Origin of the sequence: Allotamlana fucoidanivorans (assembly GCF_045788535.1) — a bacterium.
Lineage (GTDB): Bacteria > Bacteroidota > Bacteroidia > Flavobacteriales > Flavobacteriaceae > Allotamlana > Allotamlana fucoidanivorans.
In genome coordinates, this window is sequence record NZ_CP074074.1 from 2,769,818 (window position 1) to 2,787,803 (window position 17,986).

The following is a 17,986-nucleotide window of genomic DNA, read 5'->3' on the forward strand; positions in this document are numbered from 1 at the left end:
TTTTGTTAATGTTATAGGATTTTTAGGTACGCTAATAAACTAAATACGTATCAAATTCTATGAAACTACTTTTTCAAAAAAAGAATGAAATAAATTTTCAACTAATTTTAATTTTTCTGTTTATACTAAATGTATGTTCTAATAACATAGCTGCGCAGGTTACTTTTCTCGAAAATACAGTGATTACCAATGAAGCATTTTATTTTTGGAAAGTCGATGATCCTAAGCCGTATCATTATGGTGCGAGTATAAACCCACATGGTAATTGCTTGAAAGTATCAAATGGTTATATGTTCTATACTTGGTATAGAGGAGGATGGGCAGACCGCACTTTAATGGTGTCTCGAAAAAAAATAGGAGAAGGTAATTGGGTGCATGTGGGGCTGCCAGCTAAATTGAGTTTGGTTGGAGGTAAAGGCGATACGCATTTAACAACAAATATTGGTATTTGTCCTATTGATGGTACTATTCATCTCATGTTTGATCATCATAACGAAGATTTGAACTATATAAGATCTAAGAAAAATATAGCTTTTGGTCCTGATAGTGATTTTACCGCAGATAACTTCTTGCCGCAGCAGGATTACCTAATACCAGGAAAAAAAATAACAAGTGTAACTTATCCCGATTTATTTAATAACGATTTAGGTGAAATGTACTTTGAAAGAAGGTTGGGCTCTGCTGTTGGTGGTGATATTATTATGACCTATTATAACGGGGACACCTGGTCTCAAGAGGTTACAATTATTAAAGGTAGAGGAAGCGAAGTTACACAAGGAGAAAGAGGCTTTAGTTATGGCAGTGCATATTTTATAAATGGTAAATTTTACTATGCTTATTCGCCACGTTGGGCAGAATCTCCTACCAGACTAAATGAGGGTGTTTATGTCATGGAACTGGGTTCGCGTATGGATAGCCAAGCAACAACCGTAAATGGAAAAAGTTATGATTTACCTATTGTTGATCACACACCTTTTTTAATTGCAGACCCCAGAAGCGTTCCTGATGATGCAGGTTGGGCCGGAGGACCACAATTGGCTATTTCTCCTAAAAATGATATGTATACCTATATTAAACCTAAGGGAACAAACCCATATAATTACCTCAGAAAACAAAACGAAACTGAGTTTTCTGAGGATAGAAACAAAGGCTCTTTAGGAGTGTTTTATGGTAACCGTATGTATAAGTTTAATTTAGCAGGTGGTGATTTTGTAGTAACAAGTGCGTTGGCAGGGACTTATACGTGGCGCGAAGATTTTAGAACTAGTATAGGAATAAATGATAGAAAAAGTATTACTGTAATGGATAACGGAATAATTGCAGTGGTATTTAGTGAAGCTGTAAATAGTGCTACGGTGCCAATTCATTGTTTTGTATTTCAATTGCAAAAGGAAGAATATATAGCACAAACCATCAATTTTGGTGCTTTAGCTCAAAAAACAGAAGGAGATCCGAGTTTTACATTAAATGCCACAGCAAGTTCAGGCTTACCTGTGTCTTACACATCTTCAAATACAAATATAGCACGCATCATAAACGGCAACGAGGTGCAAATTATGGGTGTAGGCTCTTGCGATATTATGGCAAGTCAAAAAGGTGATGGTACTTATAATGAAGCTTCTGAGGTGTCTCAAACCTTAGTGGTTAGTGCTGATGCATCAAAATCAAATCAAACCATTACGTTTAGTTTGTCTCCAAATACATATACTTGGGGGAGTCCAGATCAAGTTTTAAATGCCACAGCAAGTTCTGGTTTAGCAGTTCAATATGAAAGTACAAATACCGATGTAGCTAGTATTGTAAATGGAAAAATACAAGTTAAACGGGCAGGAACAACAACCATAAACGCTTTACAGCCTGGTGATGCTACCTATAATGCGGCGCCTATTGTGGGGCATGAATATTCAGTGCCAATACGTCAACAGGTGATTGATTTTTCAGCTATTCCAGAAGTAACCTCAGGAGACCCGGCTTTTACACTTCAAGCGACAAGCAATAATCCAGATGCTAATTTAAGGTTTCTTTGTCCAAACAATCAAGTAGCTGTGGTATGGGATGACCAAGTAAGACAAATTTTAGGAGCAGGTACTGCTACAATAACGGTTTCAGATACAGGGAATGACTATTTTACAGCTGCACAAGCTTCTAAGACGCTGACTGTTAATCCTAAGATACATCAAATTCCTTCTACCATTGAGGCTGAATATTATACCTCAAAAAGTGGTGTGAGCGTAACTCGATGGAGTAATACAGTTTTTTATCTTAATTCTTGGAATACCGGTGATTTTGCAGAATACACTATAAATGCACCTGAAGATGGTGATTACGAGGTTGAGGTCTTTGCTGCATCACCTGGCAGTACTAAAAAACTTAAAATTGTGAGTGGTACTACCACGCTAGCTTCAATAGCCCTTACTACAACACCTAGTTTGACCAACTTTAAAGGGACTAAAGCGACTATTTCACTCCAAAAAGGCGTACAAAATATAAAAGTGGTAGGTGAAGTAGGAGGTTTTAACTACGATAAAATGAAGATTTCTGCGACCTCAGGTGGAGGTTCTGGAGGTGATGATGAAGGTGTTTATCAATTAGTAAATGTTGCTACGGGTCAATTTTTAATTGCTAATCCTACTGCTGGTCAACCTGTGTCTATGAATGACTCAGGTGATGGTCAGGATAGAAAGTGGGAGTTTATTAAAACAAGTGTAGATGGTCAGGAGTATTATAACATTGATAGTAGGCTCAATGGAATACTGAGAGCAACAGGAGCTAATTTTTCACCTGGGGCATACTTAGTTGTTAGTACGGGTAAAGCACCTCCAGCAGGAGATACAGATAAAATATGGACCATTCATTACGATGAATTTGAAGATACATACAGATTTGAAGCTAGAAGCACGGGTAGATTTTTATATCATCACCCCGATGGTAATTGTTATAACTATATTGTTGATGAAACAGATGAGAGAAGCCAGTGGCAAGTGGTGGGTTCCGGCGGGCCATTGCTAAGTGTGGAAAATAACGAATTAAAAACTCCTTCTTTAAAAGTATATCCTAATCCCTCACAAGATAAATTTACAATAGCATTTAAAAACATAAATGTTGTAAAAGTTACTATTTATAATATTTTGGGTAAGGCGGTATATGAAAAACTGACTAACAACTATGGTAAGCTTGAAGTTAAGGAAAATTTTGAATCAGGTATTTACTTAGTGAAAGCCTTTTCTGGAGATAACCGAGTGTTTCATGCTAAGTTAATTGTAAAATAAGTGGTTACATTTGTTTAAGGCGGTTCGTGGCATGATATTTTTCATGAAATAGTGTGTGGTTCAGCATAGTTCAGGATAGTCTATTGCGCTATATTTAATACATATAGAAGCTATTTGTTTTAATATCAACAAACTAAATATTAATACTGCTATGAAAAAAATTACTCTTAAATCCATCTTATTTTTCGTTTTAGCGTTATGCTCAATGAGTATAACAGCGCAAGGCGTACTCCCTTCTAGTGACATTTTCAGATTGAGAAATGTAGCAACAGGGCTATTTTTAACCGATGCAGGTGCGAGTGCACAAGCTGTTACCATGACAAATTTAGATGAAGACGATATAACTACCCATTGGACGTTTGTAGAAAGTGGGGCATTTTATAATATAGATAATAAAGATGACAATGCTGGGATATTGCGTGCACCAGGTGCTGGTGGTCCAGCAGGCCCTTTTGTAGTAGTTAGCACAAATACAGATCCGCCAGCAAGCGATACCGATAAAATTTGGACTGTACATCATAATGCAACGGATGACACTTATAGATTTCAATATAGTACTCTTAACAGATATATGTATCATGATGCCAATGGAACAGTAACCAATGTTCCGCTTGATGCAATGGACGATAGATTTAATTGGGAACTCGTTCCCTATGTACAAACTCCTGTAGTAGTGCCACCAGATGAAGATACAAGACCTATTGTTGTATGTACTCCGGAGGGGCAAGGCGGACAATTCGACGATATACCGGATCCTCAAAATGTTGGTAGCATCGATGACCGAAGTTGTTATGCAGATTACACAAAATTTGATCTTTATGGTAAAACTTGGGGCGTTTATAATATTACTGAGGGTTCAAATCCTTTGCCCGAGACTTTGCAACCTAGAATAGAACGTTTTTTGCCTAGATCACAGGAAACTGGTGTTGGGAGTTATGCAAGGTTTACGGGAACATTTAGGATATTAGAGGTAGGCGATGATGGTAATTTTAATGCAGATGGGACTTACATCGCACAAGCCAAAGGGAAACATACAGGGGGTGGAGGTTCTGCGGATCCAGCTATTTGTTTATATAGAGCACATCCTGTTTATGGCACAGGAATAAATGCAGGTAAGCAAGTGGCGTTTGATATTTATGCCGAACGTATCACAGAACGCGGTGGAGAAGGAGTAGGTACCGGTAGAGAAGTTGTATTTTTAAAGCAGGTAGATAAAGATGAAGTAGTTAGCTTTGAGCTTGAGGTAGGTTTTAGAGAAGATCCAAGCGATCCTACAAAAAAAATACATTATTGTGATGCAGTAATTGGAGGTGACCTTTTTGAATTTAATATTCCAGATCCAGAAAGAGGATTAGAATCTGGTATTAGATACGGCGCATATAGAGTTAGAGGTGGTAGAGCACAAATTAGATGGGCAGATACCACGTACGAGAAAGTGGAGGTTGTAGACTCAGGAGGTGCGCCAGAAGGTGTTTATAGGTTCAAAAATGTTGCTACTGGAGAATATTTAAAGGCTGTAGCTGGTGGTGGGGCAGCAGTTACAATGACTAGTTCTGGTGAAGCTCAAGACACGCATTGGACTTTTCTTAATAGTGGAGCTGCAGGATTTCATAACATAAATAATGGAACATACGGAATACTTCGTGCGCCAAATACACATCCTTTTGAGATATTATGTACAAGTAGCAGCACAGCCACTTCAAGTGGAGATAAAATATGGGCAATAGAATACAACGCATTGGAAGATACTTATAGATTTGAAAGAGGTACCAATGGGAGTTATTTGTATCAAGAAGTAGATGGAACCGTAATCCATATTTCAGCACCGGATACAGATGACAGAAGTAAATGGATTTTAGAATCTACTACTTTAAGTAGTTCTAATCCAGAATTAAAAACATCTTCAATAAAAGTATATCCAAATCCAGCGCAAGACAAATTTACTATAACATTTAACAATATTAATGGAGTTAAAGATGTCGAGATTTATAGTGTGCTTGGAAAACGGGTTTATAAAAACGCAACGAATAGTAGTAACATAACTATCACTAAAACCAATAATATGCCTTCAGGTATTTATTTGGTAAAAGCAAAGGCGGCAGATAACCGAATTTATCATTCTAAGTTGGTGGTAAAGTAAGGTTGTAAGAATTACACAAATGATTAAAAAGCCAGAAGATAATTTATCTTCTGGTTTTTTTTAGTAAACAGGACAAAACAGGATGGTTTACAAAGGGTATCTTTTTAAATTTAAAAAGCATAAAAATATACTAAATGAAACGACGAAACTTTATACAATTATCTACGCTTGCCGGTGTTGGTTTATCATTGCCAATAGCAGGATTGCTAAAGGCTTGTGAGAGTCACCCAGAGCACTCTTTAGAATTTAAAAACTTAATTGCAAGTTTGTTAAAAGATTGGAGTGATGGCATGTTAAAAGTGCAAATTAACAATCCGTCAAATATAGAGGAACATGGTGCTTTAGGTTGCCCTTCATGTTCACATATTCACGGGCGCTGTATGGATGCCGTGTATCCATTTTTGTATATGGCCGATAAAACTGGCGATGGAAAATATATAGAAGGTGCAAAATTGGTAATGATTTGGGCAGAAAATAATGTCTCACAAGAAGATGGTTCATGGACGGTTATCAAAAACCCAAAATCATGGAAAGGCATTACCGTGTTTGGAGCCATCGCTTTAGCAGAAGCACTGCACTATCATGGTCATGTTTTGGATGATGAAACTCGAGAGGCCTGGACAAAACGTCTTGAAAGAGCAGGACAGTATATTCATGACACATTTACTATCGATTTTACAAATATCAATTACCCTGGAACCGCGGTATATGGATTAAATTTAATTGGAAACGTTCTAAAAAGGGAGGATTTTAAAGCAAAAAGTAAAACATTAGCTTCAGAGGTAAAAGCCTATTTTACACCAAACGAAGGCTTGTTATTTGGAGAGTGCAAAAAAAGTTCCAGTAAATTAAGTGAAAAAGGGTTGCACGGCGTAGATTTAGGATATAATGTAGAGGAAACCTTAAATAGCTTGGTAATGTATGCCCTTAAGGAAAAAGATGAAGAGCTCTTGCAGATCTTAACAAAATCCCTAAATAGCCATTTAGAGTTTATGTTGCCAGATGGGGGTTGGGATAATAGTTGGGGTAACCGCATGTACAAATGGACGTATTGGGGAAGCAGAACCTGTGATGGCAGTCAACCAGCATTTGGAATGATGGCACATATCAACCCTGCCTTTGGAACAGCTGCGATAAAAAACACCGAATTGTTGAAATCATGTACGGCCAACGGATTAATTCATGGAGGTCCTCATTTTATATCGGCAGGAATACCACCTTGCGTGCATCATACCTTTACACATGCTAAACCATTAGCGGCATTATTAGATCATTGGGAGCACCTGCCTGAAATTAATGCCAAAACCGAATTGCCAAGGGTTACTGCAGATGGCGTTAAACATTTTAGGGATTTAGATGTATATCTTTTTGCCAGAGGCGATTGGCGAGGAACGGTAAGTGCTTACGATGCAGAGTACCATTATAAAGAAGATTTTCGTCAGGCTTCAGGGGGTGCTTTAGGGGTCTTGTATCATAATAAAGTAGGGTTATTATGTGCCGCAAGTATGGCAAAATATGAAATGGTTGAGAAGAATAACCAACAAGAACAACCGGGAAAAGATATTTGCTTAACCCCTCGAATTGAAGTCTTTAAAGACGATGTTTGGTACACTAATTTATACGATTTACCTGCCACAGTTACTTCAAAAGATGAAAACGGGACTATTGAGTTATTAGCAGATGTAAGACTAAAAAATGTAGATAGAGAAGAGGTTACAGAAACTGCCTCTGCATTTAATATTGCTTATAATTGTACAGTTGATAAAACAGAAATTAATGTAAGTTCAAAACAAGATATTATAGAGCAAACGGCTTTTGTGTTGCCAATTGTTTCGCCATCTAGTGAAGTTGTTGCAGTGGTTAGTGAAAAGAAAATCACGATTCAAAAACCTGAAGGGCTTGTAACTATTGAGGCTAATACCCCAATAAAGACCAAGACAATAGAAGGTGAGAGAACCTTTAATATGGTTCCTGGAGTTGAAGCTTTTCCTGTTGAGGTGTTTTTTGAAGAAGGTCATAATGAACTTATAGTTTCCCTAACTGTAAGTTCATTATGAAGAACTTAAATTATTAACACCAATGTTTCTAAATTTACCTGGAGACATCCCTGTTTTTCGTTTGAAAAGTCTATTAAAATACACATCAGAATCAAAACCCAGTTGAAAAGCAATTTCTTTCTGAGTTTTATGGGTATTTAATAAAAGCTCTTTTGATTTTTCAATTTTCAATAATAGGTAATATTGTAAAGGAGAAATACCTGTTTGCTTTTTAAAATCTAATCTAAATTTAGAATAACCAACGCCTAAATCGTAAGCCATGTGTTTCAAATTTATGGCGTTATCAATTTGTGCGTACATCATACCTTTGGCTTTTGAAACCATAGAATTAAGATGTTCAATATTATTACCACCCGTTTTAATATTATGAATATCGGCCATTAGTTGAAGACACACACCAGATGCTAGCTTTTGAAAACCGAAAGATTCTTTATCAAATAATTCAAAAAGCGTATTGAAATGATTGACTATTGAAGTTTGATTGCATTTAGGAATAATTGGGTGTTTCTCGTTGAAAAATCCGTTGGATAAAAACTGATGTGCAATTTTGCCAGAAAAGCCTACCCATCGTTCGGTCCAGCCTGTTTTTTGTAAAGGTTTATAACGGTGCCACATACCAGGGAAAAGTAAAAATATGTCGCCATCTGAAACTTTTATTTTCCCCGTAGTTTTACTTTCAAAAACACCTTCACCTTTGGTAATAAGTACCACATGAAATTCATTTAAAACACGTCCTTTTTCCCAAGTGAAAACATATTGGTCGGGGTGGTCTTTAGACGGGTATTCCGTATATTTTTCAATAACATTTCGTCCTAAATTATTTATATAAAATCCCCATGATTTATCTTTATTACTAATTATTAGGTATTTTCTATAAGAGTTTTTCATATCATATTGTGCAACTAATATATCAATTTGTCAATTGAAAATACAATATTTTATATGGAATTTTACAACATATTGTCATTGCATATGAGCTTAAAATAGACCATGATAATACAGGATGGCAATACAGATGTTAAAAAATATATTTATAGTTAAATCATCAACATGAGAACGCAATTAAGTATCACATTTTCAAGAAAGTTATTTTTTTCAATTCAACTCCTAGCTGTGTTAGTTTTATTTGCCAGCTGTAGCGATTTTTCAGAAGTATTTGTTTCAGAATTAAAATGTGAATATCGTACGAATCCTTTAGGTATTGATAATACGGCTCCAAGATTAAGTTGGAAGCTAGTTGAGGTTAATTCAACAAGAGGTCAGAAACAAACAGCTTATCAAATATTAGTTGCCAGTAGTTTGAATGTTTTGAACAAAAATATTGGAGATGTTTGGGATTCGGGAAAAGTAAACTCCAATCAATCCGTTAATAATACCTACCAAGGTCAAACACTAGAATCTACTAAACAATACTTCTGGAAGGTCAAAGTTTGGGATGTTTCAGGCGGTGAATCTAACTGGAGTGAGTATGGGAAATTCTCTACGGGACTATTGGGTAATGCCGATTGGAAAGGCGAATGGATTCATAAAATTGATCAGAAGAAAACCGACCATAATTGGTATAGAAAAACCTTTAGTTTAACAGAAGAAGTATCGTCGGCCTTTGTTTATGTAGGATCCTTTGGGTATCATGAATTGTATGTGAACGGAAAAAAAGTAACTGATAATGTGATGAATCCGGTATCATCTTATATGAAAAAAAGGATTCCCTATTTGACCTATGATATCACTGATTTTCTTAAAATTGGGAACAATGTGATAGCCATTTGGCATGCTGCTGGCTGGGCTCGGTGGGACCGCATTACAGAATATCGAAATCCGCCCTTTGTGTTTAAGGCACAGGCTGAAATTCAAACCCATTCAAATCGTATGTCTTTTGGTACGGACGAAACTTGGAAATGCAAAAAAAGCCACAGTTCTTATTATGGTGATTGGGATATTCTTGATTTTGGAGGTGAAACCATTGATGATAGAAGGCAGGAAAATGACTGGAATACGGCAGACTATGATGATAGCCTTTGGATGAATGCTAGTGTTTATAATCCACAAGAACTTAATGCTCAACTGGATAGAATCAATGAAAACGTTGAAGTAAAAGAAGATGAGTTAATTGGAAAAAATAAATTTAAAAACAGAAAATATAGTAGAATTACAGCACAGTTAAGTGCGCAAAGGGTTGAGCCACAAGTTAAATATAAGGAAGTAACCCCTATTGGAATTAAGGATAATCAAGATGGTACTTACCGCATTGATATGGGCGAGAACTACACTGGTTTTTTTGAAATGAATTTATATAGAGGTGTTGAAGGCGATTCTATTCTGTTTGAAATTAGTGATCAAACAGAAAAAATAATGAATTGGAATCAGAAGAGTAAATACATTTATGGTAAATCTGGTAAAGGCAAATTTACTAACAGGTTTAATGTTTCAGGAGGAAGATGGGTTACCGTTTATGGGTTAAATTATAAGCCAAAACTTGAAGATATAAAAGGCTATGTAGTTACTAATGACCGAAAAATTATTAGCAAGTTTGATTCGTCAAGTGAGCAATTAAACAAAATTTATCAAATCAACTTAGACACGTACATTGCCAATACTATGGATGGTATTCTAGTAGATTGTCCCCATAGGGAGCGTCGTGGTTGGGGAGAAGTGACGGTTGCAGCTATGTATGGCGATGCGCTTCCAAATTTTGAGAGTGGGGCTTATATGGATCAATATCTTCAATATACTCGTGATGCCCAATTGCCTGATGGTCAAATTCGTGGTATCGTTAATGAAAATGACCGACCATTTTTAATGTGGAAGGCAAATAATCCTTTAACGGTTTGGGAAACCTATAATATGTTAGGCGACAAAAAAGTGCTTCAAGATAATTATACGTCTATGCAAAAATGGATGGCATGGATGTATGAACATTCAAATTATGAAACAGGTGGAGCACTTAAAACTGGCGAGCGCGGGGCAAGAGAATTCCCTGGTTTAGGTGATTGGTGTACGCCTCGAGGTAATTTTTGGACAAGTAGTAATTCACCTGAAGCCATTCATTTCAATAATTGTATATATGCTTATATGTTAGATAATGCAGTTAAGATGGCTTCAGCTCTCGGAAAAACCGACGATGTGAAATTATATTCCGATAGGTTAAACATTCAACGAAAAGCAACACATAAATTATCCTATAATAAAGAAACTGGAAAATATGTGAACGGACAACAAGTAGACCAAGCCTTTGCGCTGTTAACGGGTGTAACACCCGAATCTGAACGCCAAAAAGTGTATGATAATTTGGTAGATAATGTTTTGTATAAATTTCCGTATTATGATACAGGAAGTTCTGGGCAAGCCCTTTATACGCGTTATTTTACGGATTCAGGGGAGCGTATGGATTTAATTTATGAATTACTGCAAGACAAGCATCATCCCAGTTATGGCTATTTTATTGAACAGGGTAAAACCGTATGGCCAGAGCGTTGGTCGGCAGTTGGGGTTAGTCAGATCCATACTTGTTATACAGGTATAGGTGGTTATTTTATTAAAGGTTTTGGGGGTATTCGTCCCGACCCTGAAAGTCCTGGAATGCAATACATGTTGATTAAACCTGCTGTTGTTGGTGACTTGACTTTTGCTAATACAACCTACAAATCCATGTATGGTAATGTGGTTGTGAATTGGGCAAAAAAAGACAATAACAGTGCAACCTTTCATATTCAAATCCCAGCCAATACAACAGCTAAAGTATATCTGCCAGCTATGAGTAAAGAAGTAGTAAAAGAAGGCAGTGATCTAGCGGATAGCTCAGAAGGAATAACCTATATAGGAACTGAAAAAAACGATGCGGTAGGGAATTATGTCATTTATAATGTCATGTCGGGTGTTTATGATTTCCATGTGGAAGCCTTACCAAAAGTATCCTTTCCCAATCCGATAAAGGAATCTCAGAATCTAGCCACTTTGGGCCGAATGAATGCCTCTTCAATGTTTATAGAAACTGAAAAGCTGCCAGGCTTTGAAGCTTTTAAAGCCAATGATGAAAATAATGAAACACGTTGGTTGGCTGGAGAATTTAAAAATCAATATTTAGAAGTAGAGTGGGTAAAACCACAAATATTCAATCAAATTATTATTGATGAATTTGAGAACAATATAACTTCTTACAAATTGCAGTATTGGGATAATGGCCGATGGAAGGATCTTGTAAATGGAACCTATTGTGGTGTAAATAAAACACATCAATTTGATGTGGTACAATCTACAAAATGCAGATTATTTATAGTGGATGCCAAACAAGCGCCATCAATAAAAGAATTAAAAATTTTTAATGATGAAAATCAGAAATAGCAAGAATAGTCTAAGACTAATTTTAGTGTGTATTACATATCTTCTTATTGGGTGCAATGATTCTCAAAACTATGAACGCGTTCAATCTGATTTTATAAATCTTAAAGAGGAAAATAATCTATGGTGCTATTGGTATTGGATTAATGATGATATCTCGAAAGATGGTATTACCAAAGATTTATTGGCCATGAAAAAAGCAGGTATTGGTGGTGCGCTCATTGGCAATATAAACCCGGCTCATAAAGATGGAAAAGTACCCATGTTGAGTGAAGATTGGTGGAGTCATATGGTGCATGCAGTAGAAGAAGGCAAACGTATTGGTGTAGATATTGGTATTTTCAATTGTCCTGGTTGGAGTCAAAGTGGTGGTCCTTGGGTAGATTATACCAAGGCTATGCGTTATTTGACTTACGGTGAAACCAAGGTTTCAGGTGGTAAAACATTGACGTTACGATTAGAAAAACCAAAAGAAAGGTTTCAAGACACACATACCTTTGCGTTCAAATCTTCAGATTTTGAAAAACGAAGTACACAACTTATTCCCACAAAAATCACTTCCAATTTGAACGATGTTGATGTAAGCGTTTTGTCTGATGGCATTAAGGAAGCAGATACCAGCTTTGAACCAAAAAAAGGAGAAACTTTAGAAATTAGTTTTGATCTTGCTGAACCTATTACAGCACGTTCTATAACTATTATTCCAAGTAGAGCGTTCAAATGTAATATGAGTTTATTTGCAGTTGTAAATGGTAAAGAAGAACTTGTAAAAGAGTTTCAGTTCGACCGTTTTCGAATTACGCCAAATGTGGCATCTATTGAAACAGGTGATTTCGCTACTGTTTTGCCAGAAACTAAAGCCAGTAAATTTATACTTAAATGCACCAGTTTTAGAACCAAAGGTAAGGGTTATGGATTTGCAGAAATAAACATTTCGGAAGCTCCTGTATTGGATAAATACATTGAAAAGCAATTGGGTAAAATGCATTCTACACCAAAGCCTGATTGGGATACCTACATTTTTGGAAGACAAGAAGGATTGAAAAACAAGAGTTTTACCGTTAACCCAGATGAGGTTATAGATTTGAGTGATAAATTAGATGAAGCTGGTGTTCTCAATTGGGATGCACCTGAGGGGAATTGGACAATTATGCGCATGGGAATGACACCAACAGGTACAAAAAATGCGCCAGCTGCACCGCAGGGTGTAGGTTATGAAATCGATAAAATGAATAGTGGTTTGGCACAATATCATTTTGATAATTTTGTAGGTGAATTTTTAAAACGTATTCCCGAAGAAAGCAAATCTGCTTTTAAATATGTTGTGGCAGATAGCTACGAACAAGGCTCTCAAAACTGGACAGATGGTTATGAAGTGAAGTTCAAAGAAAAATACGGATACGACCCTATGCCATTTTTACCGGTGCTGTCTGGTAGAATTGTTGGAAGCGTGGAATTATCCGAACGTTTTCTGTGGGATTTACGTCGTTCTATTGCAGATGATGTGGCGTACCAATATGTAGGAGGCCTTAAAGAAGCAAGTAATAAGCATAATTTAAAAACCTGGTTAGAGAATTATGGTCATTGGGGTTTTACTAGTGAATTTATGATGTATGGTGGCCAATCGGATTTGATCTCTGGTGAGTTTTGGAACGAAGGAACGTTAGGTAATATAGAATGTAAAGCCTCTTCATCAACATCTCACACCTACGGAAAACCGATAACTTCTGCAGAAGCATTTACAGCTTCTCGAAAAACATATCTTAGGCATCCAGCCCTATTAAAAAAACGAGGCGATTGGGCTTTAACAGAAGGCATCAATCATTTTGTATTGCATCTTTACATTCAACAGCCAGACGATAATCGTAAACCAGGAATGAATGCTTGGTTTGGTACAGAATTTAACCGTCACAACACTTGGTTTAGTCAAGCAGACACTTATTTTGATTATTTACGTCGTTGTCAACATTTATTACAACAAGGTAAATATGTAGCAGATGTGTGTTATTTTATTGGAGAAGATGCACCAATAATGACGGGTGGGCGTGTTCCTGAAATTCCAAAAGGATATTCGTATGATTATATCAATGCCGAAGTAATTCTAAACAGATTGTCTGTAAAAGATGGACGCTTTGTGTTGCCAGATGGTATGTCTTATAACGTAATGGTTTTACCACCATTCATAACAATGCGTCCAGAGTTGCTAAAAAAGATAGAAGAGTTGGTCCAGCAGGGTGGCGTAATTTTAGGACCAAAACCAGAGAAATCGCCAAGTTTACAAAATTATCCAGAAAGTGACAAAATCGTTAAAACCATTGCCAGTAAGATGTGGAATGGAAATTACAAAAATCAAAAAATGTTCAAACCCTATGGGCAGGGTAAAGTGTTTGATGGTTACGAATTATCAGAAGTGTTTGCAGATTTAAATTTGGCGAAAGACGTTGAAGTTCCTGAGGATGCACCTGTATTATGGACACACAGAGCTACGCCAGAAATGGATATTTATTTTATCACAAACCAAAGTGATGTAGCAATAGAATTGTCTCCAGTTTTTAGAGTAAATAAAGATTTGAAACCACAACTTTGGGATGCAGTTTCTGGTAAAATTAGAAGATTACCTGATTTTGAAATGATGAAAACGGGACTAAAATTACCTTTAAAATTAGAAGCTTCTCAAAGCTGGTTTATTGTGTTTGCTAAAGACAATAAGTTGTTGGCCGAACCCGCTCATACTGAAAATTTTCCTGCATTTGAAAAATTATGTAATTTAAAAAATCCTTTTAAAGTGGATTTCTCAAATAAAGAAATCGGTCCTAAAGAACCTGTTGTTTTTAGTACTCTTGAAGATTGGGCTAAATCAGAAAACGAGCAAATTAAATACTATTCAGGTACAGCGACCTATACGACTAGTTTCAGTGTGGGTAAACTTCCTAAAAATCAGGAGGTATTTATCAATTTAGGAAAGCTTTCTGTAATGGCTAAGGTAAAATTAAATGGAAAAGACCTTGGAGGTCTTTGGGTAGCTCCTTATCGTTTAAATATATCAGAAACACTAAAAAACGGCGAAAATCAATTGGAGATAGAAGTTGTTAATTTATGGCGAAACCAATTGATAAAAGACAAACAACGACCAGAAAATGAAAAATATACTTGGTTAGTTACTGATGATATTAAACCAAAATCAAAATTACAGTCTTCAGGCTTATTGGGGCCAGTAAGTATCGAGTTTGTAGCGTATTGATTTTAGTTTTCAAAACGTAAAACCAGTATGTGAATAATAAAATACTTTAATTAGGTAAAAATGGGGTATAAAAAGATTTTAGTGAAAAAAGAAAACACAAGAAATTTAATATATCTATTATTCTTTTTGTTGATTTTAAGTTCTTGTAGGGCTCAAAATGATGGAAAGTTTATCCAGGATCTATACAGTGGTTTTCAAAATCCACCTGCAGAAGCACGTCCTTTTGTGCGTTGGTGGTGGAACGGAAATAAAGTTAAGGCAAGTGAACTAGATAGAGAATTAAAGTCTTTGCATAGTGTTGGTTTTGGTGGTGTAGAAATTAATCCTATAGCAATGCCTGTAGGTCCTGATAACGGTGATGAATCCTTAGTTTGGATGAGTGATGAATGGATTGATATGGTAGTTCATGCTTGTAAAAAAACCAAAGATTTAGGAATGATCGTCGACATCATTGCTGGAACAGGTTGGCCTTTTGGAGGTGAATTTCTGAAAGATGATGAAACGTCTCAACGTATGGTTTCAGATTATATCTCATATAAATATGGAGAAACTATAGATGTTGATGAAGCTGGGTTGATACAATTATATAAAGAAAAGTATAAAAATACGAGAGCTCAAAAGCACATTAGTAAAAGAACAACATACAGATTGTCTTATATAAAATTAGTGCCTGAAAATTGTAAAGATATAAATCAAATAATCGATTTAAAAAACCACATAGATGCCAACGGAAAAATCTTTTATGAGATAAAACAAAAAGGTAATTATGTTTTGTCTTATGGTTTAATTCAGCAAAACTTTCGAGATGTTACTTTGGGTGCTCTGGGTGGAGCTGGTCCTGTAATGGACCATTATAAAAAGGAAATGACCTTGGCGTATTTAAATCGCATGAAGAAAATATCTGAACGTTCAGGTATTCCGCTTAGTGGTTTAATTCGAGCCATACTTTGTGATAGTATTGAAGTATCTGGAGCAAACTGGACCAATGGTTTTGAACATCTGTTTTTTGAGGCCTATGGCTATAAATTAGATAATTGGTTGCCCTTTGTTTTTTATCAGGCTAATGGCAACTACGCACAAGGGACGTATTCTAAAAATTTCACTCCTGAGTTTAAAGATAAGTTAAAGCGCGTGCGCCATGATTATAATAAATTATTGGTTGAAGTATTCTTAAAAAATTTCACCCAAACCTATAAAGATTTTTGTAAAGAAAATAACATTCTATGCCGCTATCAGGCTTATGGTACGCCTTTTTTAATGGGCATGTTAGATGGTTACATGATACCAGATATACCCGAGAGCAACAATTGGATATATACTGTTGAGATGAAAGATTCTATTTGGGATTGGAAACAATCACACGGCTATATGATTTGGAATATGTATGCTTCAGCGGGAGCGCATCTAACAGATAAAAAGATTACAAGTTGTGAAACCATGACCAATCTGGGAGGTGTATTTAAAGCGACACTTGAAGAAATAAAGCAGCATGATGATATGAATTTCATAACCGGAATTAACCATTCCGTATTACATGGTTATAATTATTCACCGCCAGAAGTGCCTTTTCCTGGTTGGATACGTTATGGTACTTATTTTAGTGAGCAAAACACTTGGTGGAAACACTTGCCTAATTGGATAGATTATAATTCCAGATTATCCTACATATTTCAAAATTCTCAAGCTGATAAATCTATTGCTATTTTAGGGCCAACTGCAGATCTTTGGGGAGATAAAGGTTTAGCAAGAATGCCTTTCCATATGGAACCTGAGTACTTGTATAGATTATGGCAACCCATAAGTCAATTAGGATATTCTGCTGAATATATAAATCAAGGTGTTCTTGAAAGGGCTACTATAAATGAAAAGGGAATTACCTATGGTAGTATGATTTACAAATTATTAGTGCTTGCTAGTTTAAAATCATTAAGTCCGAAGGCAGCAGAGAATATCAAGCTATTTGTAGAATTCGGTGGTAAAATTATTGTCATAGATCAATTGCCATTGAAGTCTTTACATTTTTCAGAATATGAAAAGAATGACAATTTAGTTAATAATACCATGACAGGTTTATTGAGAAATTATCCTGAATCACTCATCCAGGTGAAACAACCGGACTCTATTGAAGTATTATTTAACTGGACGAAAGCTATTCTGAAAACAACTCAATTAGCAGCTGATGTGGAAATAAGTCACCCTTCTGAAAATGTGTATCAAATACATCAATATACCAATGATAAAGATATTTATTTCTTTACCAATGTACACCGTTATAGTACAACATCATTTGACGCTAAATTTCCTGTAAATGGCAAATATCCATATGTTTGGAATCCTGAAACAGGAGAGAAAACACCCTATTATTTTGTGTCAAATTCAAATGAGTTAGGTGTCATTTTGAATCCTTTGGAATCTCTTCTGTTGGTTTTTGAAGATAAAAGGCCTTTAGAAAAAGCCATTGAAGTTGTGACTAAAATAAAAGAATCAAAAGTACTTGATGTTCATTGGAAAGTCATTGGTAAACGAAAAGATGAGAAAGTATTTATTTGGGATATGCCCACGCTTACTGATTTTAGTAAATCAACAGATAGTACTCAAAATACGTTTGGAGGTGAGATTGTTTACAAAACAACTATTAATAACGCAGAAGGTTTTACGCATTTAGATTTAGGAAATGTAAACGAAGGTGTAACTGAATTATATATAAATGGGGAAAACATTGGAAAGCGCTGGTACGGAAAAGCAGTCTATTCAATTTCAGATTACCTCAAGAAGGGAGAGAATGAGATTGAAATTCATTATACAACTGTTTTAGCAAATTATGCCAAATCACTTAAAAATAATGAAATGGCAAAAACTTGGACAAGGCGCTATAAAGATTTAGTGCCAACAGGTATTGAAGGCCCAATTACATTAGTTAAGAAATAGGGCATTATTAACG

The 17,986-nt window shown here is 35.9% G+C and carries 7 protein-coding genes; 6 read left to right on the forward strand and 1 reads right to left on the reverse strand.

The window, feature by feature from the left end; genetic code table 11:
• Window positions 1-59: 59 nt before the first annotated feature.
• The 3 genes from KFZ70_RS12030 to KFZ70_RS12040 all read left to right on the forward strand — a co-directional run bounded on the left by KFZ70_RS12030 (window position 60) and on the right by KFZ70_RS12040 (window position 7,466).
• Window positions 60-3,269: a BNR-4 repeat-containing protein gene (locus tag KFZ70_RS12030; protein ID WP_139696335.1), complete on the forward strand. Its 3,210-nt coding sequence runs from the start codon at window positions 60-62 to the stop codon at window positions 3,267-3,269.
• Window positions 3,270-3,420: 151 nt separating this feature from the next.
• Complete coding sequence (locus KFZ70_RS12035) at window positions 3,421-5,409, forward strand: T9SS type A sorting domain-containing protein (protein WP_139696333.1); 1,989 nt, start codon at window positions 3,421-3,423, stop codon at window positions 5,407-5,409.
• Window positions 5,410-5,543: 134 nt separating this feature from the next.
• On the forward strand, window positions 5,544-7,466 hold the full coding sequence (locus KFZ70_RS12040; protein WP_139696331.1) for a hypothetical protein: 1,923 nt from the start codon (window positions 5,544-5,546) through the stop codon (window positions 7,464-7,466).
• On the opposite strand, the gene KFZ70_RS12045 is transcribed toward KFZ70_RS12040, so the two are convergent.
• Window positions 7,461-8,354: an AraC family transcriptional regulator gene (locus tag KFZ70_RS12045; RefSeq protein ID WP_139696328.1), complete on the reverse strand. Its 894-nt coding sequence runs from the start codon at window positions 8,352-8,354 to the stop codon at window positions 7,461-7,463. The genes KFZ70_RS12040 and KFZ70_RS12045 overlap by 6 nt on opposite strands.
• A 162-nt stretch (window positions 8,355-8,516) precedes the next feature.
• Between KFZ70_RS12045 and KFZ70_RS12050 the strand changes: the two genes are divergently transcribed.
• From KFZ70_RS12050 to KFZ70_RS12060, 3 genes are all read left to right on the forward strand, one after another.
• The gene (locus tag KFZ70_RS12050) at window positions 8,517-11,807 is read left to right on the forward strand and encodes a family 78 glycoside hydrolase catalytic domain (RefSeq protein WP_139696326.1); all 3,291 of its coding nucleotides are present in this window, start codon (window positions 8,517-8,519) and stop codon (window positions 11,805-11,807) included.
• A complete protein-coding gene (locus KFZ70_RS12055) occupies window positions 11,788-15,045 on the forward strand; it encodes a glycosyl hydrolase (RefSeq protein ID WP_233244032.1) in 3,258 nt (1,085 codons plus the stop codon). Before KFZ70_RS12050 ends, KFZ70_RS12055 begins: the two co-directional genes overlap by 20 nt.
• Window positions 15,046-15,126: 81 nt before the next feature.
• Window positions 15,127-17,973, forward strand: coding sequence for a glycosyl hydrolase (locus KFZ70_RS12060; protein ID WP_158293198.1), 2,847 nt, complete (start codon window positions 15,127-15,129; stop codon window positions 17,971-17,973).
• Window positions 17,974-17,986 lie beyond the last annotated feature (13 nt).

Excerpts from the sequence above, each read along its gene's own strand:
- KFZ70_RS12030 (WP_139696335.1), top strand. The coding sequence starts at position 60 with ATGAAACTACTTTTTCAAAAAAAGAATGAAATAAATTTTCAACTAATT.
- KFZ70_RS12035 (WP_139696333.1), top strand. The coding sequence starts at position 3,421 with ATGAAAAAAATTACTCTTAAATCCATCTTATTTTTCGTTTTAGCGTTA.
- KFZ70_RS12040 (WP_139696331.1), top strand. The coding sequence starts at position 5,544 with ATGAAACGACGAAACTTTATACAATTATCTACGCTTGCCGGTGTTGGT.
- KFZ70_RS12045 (WP_139696328.1), bottom strand. The coding sequence starts at position 8,354 with ATGAAAAACTCTTATAGAAAATACCTAATAATTAGTAATAAAGATAAA.
- KFZ70_RS12050 (WP_139696326.1), top strand. The coding sequence starts at position 8,517 with ATGAGAACGCAATTAAGTATCACATTTTCAAGAAAGTTATTTTTTTCA.
- KFZ70_RS12055 (WP_233244032.1), top strand. The coding sequence starts at position 11,788 with ATGATGAAAATCAGAAATAGCAAGAATAGTCTAAGACTAATTTTAGTG.